The sequence below is a fragment of the Pseudomonas fuscovaginae SE-1 genome (assembly GCF_000364705.1).
Taxonomy (GTDB): Bacteria; Pseudomonadota; Gammaproteobacteria; order Pseudomonadales; family Pseudomonadaceae; genus Aquipseudomonas; species Aquipseudomonas fuscovaginae_A.
In genome coordinates, this window is record NZ_AQOH01000295.1 from 25,870 (window position 1) to 31,871 (window position 6,002).

Annotated in this window: 6 protein-coding genes and 1 pseudogene; 3 read left to right on the forward strand and 4 right to left on the reverse strand. The window is 64.1% G+C overall.

Translation table 11 applies throughout. The annotated features are described in order from the left end of the window. Positions 1-49 precede the first annotated feature (49 nt). The gene (locus tag K675_RS0123950) at positions 50-799 is read left to right on the forward strand and encodes an enoyl-CoA hydratase-related protein (protein ID WP_017906008.1); all 750 of its coding nucleotides are present in this window, start codon (positions 50-52) and stop codon (positions 797-799) included. Between the two features lie 91 nt (positions 800-890). Here K675_RS0123950 and pyk read toward each other — a convergent pair whose 3' ends face one another. Next, complete coding sequence (gene pyk / locus K675_RS0123955) at positions 891-2,342, reverse strand: pyruvate kinase (protein WP_017906009.1); 1,452 nt, start codon at positions 2,340-2,342, stop codon at positions 891-893. Positions 2,343-2,514: 172 nt separating this feature from the next. Between pyk and K675_RS0123960 the strand changes: the two genes are divergently transcribed. Together K675_RS0123960 and K675_RS0123965 are read left to right on the forward strand one after the other, a co-directional pair. Further along, positions 2,515-2,889 carry a tetratricopeptide repeat protein gene (locus tag K675_RS0123960; RefSeq protein WP_017906010.1) on the forward strand — a complete coding sequence of 125 codons (375 nt, stop codon included), beginning with the start codon at positions 2,515-2,517 and terminating at the stop codon, positions 2,887-2,889. A 232-nt stretch (positions 2,890-3,121) separates the two neighbouring features. Then, a complete protein-coding gene (locus tag K675_RS0123965) occupies positions 3,122-3,481 on the forward strand; it encodes a PilZ domain-containing protein (RefSeq protein ID WP_026145494.1) in 360 nt (119 codons plus the stop codon). Positions 3,482-3,503: 22 nt separating this feature from the next. Here the strand turns inward: K675_RS0123965 and K675_RS0123970 are convergent, their stop codons facing one another. The 3 genes and pseudogenes from K675_RS0123970 to K675_RS33750 all read right to left on the reverse strand — a co-directional run. Next, complete coding sequence (locus K675_RS0123970; RefSeq protein ID WP_017906012.1) at positions 3,504-4,835, reverse strand: DUF58 domain-containing protein; 1,332 nt, start codon at positions 4,833-4,835, stop codon at positions 3,504-3,506. A 13-nt stretch (positions 4,836-4,848) separates the two neighbouring features. Beyond that, positions 4,849-5,865 carry an AAA family ATPase gene (locus K675_RS0123975; RefSeq protein ID WP_017906013.1) on the reverse strand — a complete coding sequence of 339 codons (1,017 nt, stop codon included), beginning with the start codon at positions 5,863-5,865 and terminating at the stop codon, positions 4,849-4,851. Then, positions 5,862-6,002, reverse strand: a pseudogene (locus K675_RS33750) (DUF4350 domain-containing protein); the annotation flags it as partial. The pseudogene K675_RS33750 and the gene K675_RS0123975, both read right to left, overlap by 4 nt.

A 6,002-nucleotide genomic window follows, 5' to 3' on the forward strand; every position in this document is an offset into this window, starting at 1 on the left:
CAAGGACCGGCTCTGCGCCCACGTGGAGCCCCCTGACAAGAGAGCCGAGATGACTGACGCGATTATGATTGAGCGCGAAGGCGGTCTGCTGACCCTGCGCCTGAACCGTGCCGACAAGAAGAATGCCCTGACCCGCGCCATGTACAGTCAATTGGGTCAGGCGTTGCAACTGGCCGACGAGGATCCGGATATCAGGGCGGTGCTGATTCGCGGCAGCGATGAGTGCTTTACCAGTGGCAATGACATCGCCGACTTTCTCGAGGAGCCGCCCAGTGACCTCGACAGCCCGGTCTTTCATTTCATGCGCAGCCTGCTCGATTGCCGCAAGCCGGTGATTGCTGGCGTGGCGGGGCCGGCGGTGGGGATCGGTACCACGTTACTGCTGCATTGCGACCTGGTCTACGTCAGTGTCGATGCCCGTTTGCGCATGCCGTTCGTCAATCTCGGGCTGTGTCCGGAGTTCGGTTCCAGCCTGTTGCTGCCACGACTGGTCGGCCCCGCCAGGGCTGCCGGGTTGCTGTTGCTGGGTGAGGGGTGCAGCGGGGAACAGGCAGCGGCCTGGGGATTGGCGACGGCGGCATTGCCGAGCGGAGCCGAGGCATTGCTCACGGCCAGGGAAGCCGCCCTGCGTTTCGAACAACTGGCGCCGGAGGCGGTACAGGTCAGCAAGGCGTTGATGAGGGCGCCGGACCGCGAGCAACTGCGCGAGGTGGTGGAGGCCGAGGGCAGGCTGTTCGTCCAGCGTCTGCGTTCGCCGGAGGCGGTTGCGGCGCTTTCGGGGTTCTTGAACAGGCGTTGAGAGCACTTCCGCCCGGCAGGCGTCGTATCCCAGGCATAAAAAAACCTCGCCGCTGGTTGCGGCGAGGCTTTTGGTGCGACGCAGAGGTCAATCAGACCATTGGGTCACCGACATGCAGGATCTTCATGCCGTTGGTGCCACCGATGGTGTGGTAGCTGTCGCCCTTGGTCAGGATCACCCAGTCACCCTGTTCGACCACGCCACGCTTGAGCAGTTCGTCGACCGCGGCCTGGCTGACCTGCTCGGGCGGCAGCGAGGCCGGATCGAACGGTACGGTGTAGACGCCACGGAACAGCGCCGCGCGGGCCTGGGTTTCACGGTGCGGTGAGAACGCGTAGATCGGTACGGACGAACGGATCCGCGACATGATCAACGGCGTGTAGCCGCTTTCGGTCAGGGCGATGATCGCCTTGACGCCCGGAAAGTGGTTGGCGGTGTACATGGCCGCCAGCGCGATGCTCTGGTCGCAGCGTTCGAAGACCTTGCCGATGCGGTGGCTGGAAGTCTTGCTGGTCGGATGCTTTTCGGCACCGGCGCAGATACGCGCCATGGCCTGTACCGCTTCGAGCGGGTAGGCACCGGCAGCGCTTTCGGCCGACAGCATGACGGCGTCGGTGTAGTCCAGCACGGCGTTGGAGACGTCGGAGACTTCGGCGCGGGTCGGCATCGGGTTCTGGATCATCGATTCCATCATCTGGGTCGCGACGATCACCGCCTTGTTGTGGCGGCGTGCGTGCAGGATGATCTTCTTCTGGATGCCCACCAGCTCGGCGTCGCCGATTTCCACGCCGAGGTCGCCACGGGCAACCATGACGGCATCACTGGCCTGGATCAGGCCATCGAGGGTTTCGTCGTCGGCCACGGCCTCGGCGCGCTCGATCTTCGCCACCAGCCAGGCGGTGCCGCCGGCCTCGTCGCGCAGCTTGCGGGCGTATTCCATGTCGGCGGCGTCACGCGGGAAGGACACCGCGAGGTAGTCCACTTCCATTTCGGCCGCCAGCTTGATGTCGGCCTTGTCCTTGTCGGTCAGGGCCGGTGCGGTCAGGCCGCCGCCACGACGGTTGATGCCCTTGTGGTCCGACAGCGGGCCGCCAACGGTGACGATGCAGCGCAGTTCGGTCTCGGTGGCGGTGTCGACACGCATGACCACGCGGCCGTCGTCGAGCAGCAGTTCGTCGCCCACGCCGCAGTCCTTGACCAGGTCCGGGTAGTCGATGCCGACGACCTGCTGGTTGCCTTCGGTCAGCGGATGGCTGGTGGAGAAGGTGAAATGGTCACCGATCTTGAGTTCGATACGCTTGTTGGCGAATTTGGCGATACGGATCTTGGGACCCTGCAGGTCACCCAGGAGCGCGACGAAGCGCCCGTGCTTGGCGGCGAGATCGCGGACCAGCTTGGCGCGAGCCTTGTGCTCGTCGGGGGTACCGTGGGAGAAGTTCAGGCGGGCGACGTCCAGGCCAGCCAGAATCAGCTGTTCCAGAACTTCCGGCGAGTTGCTGGCCGGGCCCAGTGTGGCGACGATTTTTGTACGACGAACGGACATGCAGAGACTCCTGAGTTCAAGCGCAACAAGAGGCTACTATGCTCCCGTGCTGTAGTCATTGTTCATTTGCACTACTTTTCAGCGAAGAAGTTTTTTTCGGATATGTTGTTTGGCGAACATGCTGAAGATTTTCGCCAACGGGTCGATACACTGCCAAGAACAGGAGATACCCATGCGCATTTTGCTCGTTTTAGCCTTGGCGGCCAGTGTCGTCGGTTGCACCCGCTGGTCGATGAACAGCCACCTGAACAATGCCTACCGATCCTACGACCGCGGCAACTGTGAAGACGTGATGCTGCAGTTGTCCCAGGTCGATCGCGAAAGCCGTGCCCGGCCCTATGTGCAGCCGGAGGTCTCGATGTTGCGTGGCCAGTGCCTTGAGCGCCAGAAACTGTTCGTCGACGCGGTGCAGACCTATCGCTTCATCATCACCCAGTATCCTTACAGCGAGTATGCCTATCGTGCCCAGGCCCGCCTGGAGACGTTGCGCCAGTTGGGGCATACCGATGCGGTCGTACCTGCCCAGCCGCGCCCGGCACCGTTGTGATGACACGTGAAATATGAACTGGCTCTCTGCCAGCTTTCAGCTAAAGTTCGGGGGGATGGTTTCAGTTTTATCAATTCGTTTGAGTTGAAAACCATGGTTCGGTAGAGGTCTGCGACGGAGCTGGCGGCTGCCGTCGCGCCGAGACCAAGGGAGAGTGGGGCTGTCAGTCGTCGGCACTGCTCCGAAGCACTAGCGCGGCCATGCTGAATGGTCTTGTATAGCGATTATCAACATGCCTAACGAGCGTCGAATCGAGCGGCACCAATTGCCGTACTTCCTCAGGGTGTTCAACCGCTTCACCGACAAGCCCATCGGCTATCTGGGCAATGTCTCCGACAAGGGGCTGATGTTGATCAGCCAGTTGCCGTTACTGGTCAATGCGGACTTCGAGCTGCAACTGAAACTTCCCGGTCCCGATAACACGGTTCAGCTCATTGACCTGAATGCCCGTTGCCTGTGGTCCCATGAAGAAGCGATGCCGTGTTATTACGACTCCGGTTTCGTCCTGCATGAGCCACCCGATGCGTACCACAAGCTGGTGGAGGCGTTGCAGCACTACTTCAGCTTCTATCCGTTGGAGGCCTCGGCCTAGTGGGCCGGGTTGAGGGGGGACCTCAGAGGGTGCCGGCCTTTTTCCAGCTCAGGTAGCGGCTGACCAGCTCGGCGCCAAGTTCGCCCGGGCGGGCGTCGAGCACCGTTACGCCGTGGGCGTTCAGGCGTTCATGGAGGTTGGCGCGGGCATTGAGATAGTCGACCGTGCCACAGTAGGCGAGGGCTTCGTCCAGTGTCTGCACCGGACTTTGGCATAGCTGATCGAGGATTTCCTCGCGCAGGCTGGCCACCAGCACCCGGTGCTGGCGACCCAGGCGCTTGACCGCCGTCAGCAACTCCTCGTCGTCCTCGTCGCGCAGATTGGTGACCAGCACCACCAGGGCCCGGCGCTTTTGCCGAACCAGCACCTGGCTGGCGGCAGCCTGGTAATCCGCCGGTCGCTGGCTGCTGTCCAGATCGTAGACGGCATTGAGCAGCAGGTTGAGCTGGCCCTGGCCCTTGACCGGCGCGAGGAAACGCGGCTGTTCGCCGGCAAAGGTGCTCAGGCCGACCGCATCACCCTGGCGCAGGGCGACATAGCTCAGTAGCAGACAGGCATTGAGGGCGTGGTCGAAATGCGCCAGCTCGCCATCCTGGCTGCGCATCCGGCGGCCGCAATCGAGCATGAAGATGATCTGTTGGTCGCGCTCATCCTGATATTCACGGGCAATCGGCGTGCGTTGCCGAGCGGTGGCCTTCCAGTCGATCTGGCGCAGGCTGTCGCCCTCGCGAAACTCGCGCAACTGGTTGAATTCCAGGCCCAGGCCGCGACGCTGGCGCTGGCGTACCCCGAGCTGGCTGAGCCAGTTGTCGACCGCCAACAGGCGCGCGCCGTAGAGTCGGGCGAAATCCGGGTAGACCCGCGTGGTGGTGTCGAGTGCCAGGTAGCGCCGCCCGGACCAGAGCCCGAGCGGGCTCGGCAGTTCGATCTCGCAGCGTTCGAAGGTGAAGTGTCCCCGGCGTACGGGACGCACGCGGTAGCCCAGCTCAGCCTTTTCCCCGGGTGGCAGGACGATGGACTGGGGCAGGTGCTCGAAGCCCAGGCCCTCGGGAACATGGTCGAAAACCTGCAGCCGCAGTTCCCGCGGATAATCGTGCTGCAACTCGATGCGGATCTCGCCCCAGCGGCCCAGTGCCAGGCTGCCGGGTACCTGTCGTTGCAGGCGGGGTGATGGCAGGCGCCGCAGCCGTGCCGCATCCAGCGAGGCCAGCAGCAGCAGCGCCAGCAGCAGTCCCCAGCCAATCGAGTCGAGACTGTCCGGCAGTTCGATGTCGAGTGCCCTGAGCGACCCGAGCAGGATGCCGAGCCCGAGCAGCACCCCCAGCCAGGCCAGCAGCAGTCGTGACGGTTTCATCGCGGGTGCCCGTTCACAGGCGTGGCGCCGGGACCTGGTCGAGCAGTTGCCGCAGCACCTGCTCGACCGACAGGCCTTCTATGTCCAGTTCCGGAGCGATGCGCACCCGGTGGCGCAGCACGGCCAGGGCGCAGTCCTTTACATCGTCCGGGACCACGAATTCGCCACCGCGCAAGAGGGCGCGGGCGCGGGCACCGCGCACCAGGGCGATCGAGGCGCGGGGACCGGCACCGAGAGTCAGGCCGGGCCAACTGCGAGTCGCCCGGGCCAGGCGTACGGCATAGTCGAGGACCTGTTCATCCAAAGGCAGGTCGCTGGCAATGCGCTGCACCACCAGGACGTCCTTGGCCTGCAAGACGGTGCGCAGCGGCTGCACCTCCAGCATGTCGGCCCGGGTCGAGCGGGCGACCTGGCGGACCATTTCCAGTTCCTGCCCGGCATCGGGGTAGTCCAGGCGCAGCTTGAGCATGAAACGGTCCAGCTCGGCTTCGGGCAGCGGGTAGGTGCCTTCCTGTTCGATCGGGTTCTGTGTCGCCAGCACCATGAACGGTTGGGCGATGGGCAGCGCGCGGCCCTCCAGGGTGACCTGGCGTTCCTGCATGGCTTCGAGCAACGCCGCCTGGGTTTTCGCCGGGGCCCGGTTGATCTCGTCCGCCAGCAGCAGGTTGGTGAACAGCGGCCCCTTGCGCAGCTTGAACTGCTCGGTCTGCAGATCGTAGACCGCATGGCCGGTGACGTCGCTGGGCATCAGGTCCGGGGTGAACTGGATACGCGCGAACTCGCCGCCGAAGCAGCGGGCCAGGGCGCGCACCAGCAAGGTCTTGCCGAGTCCGGGAACGCCTTCGAGCAGCACGTGGCCTCCGGCGATGAGCGCGGTGAGCACGTCGTCGATCACCGCATCCTGACCGATCAGGGCCTTGCGCAGCTCATGGCGCACGGCCTGGACCAGTTGGCTGGCCCGGTGACGCTGTTGCAGCGCATGGGCTTCGGCGTCGTCCGGGGGCGAGGATTGCGTTGGATGTTCGCTCATAGGGCATTCCTGAGAGTTTGCAGGTGGGCGACCTGGCGGCTGAAGTCGGCGCTGGAAAGCCGCTGTTGCGGCCGTGGGCGCAAGGCTTGGCTGATGGAGCTGCTGGGTTGGCGGGTCAGGCGGGCGAGCACCTGCCA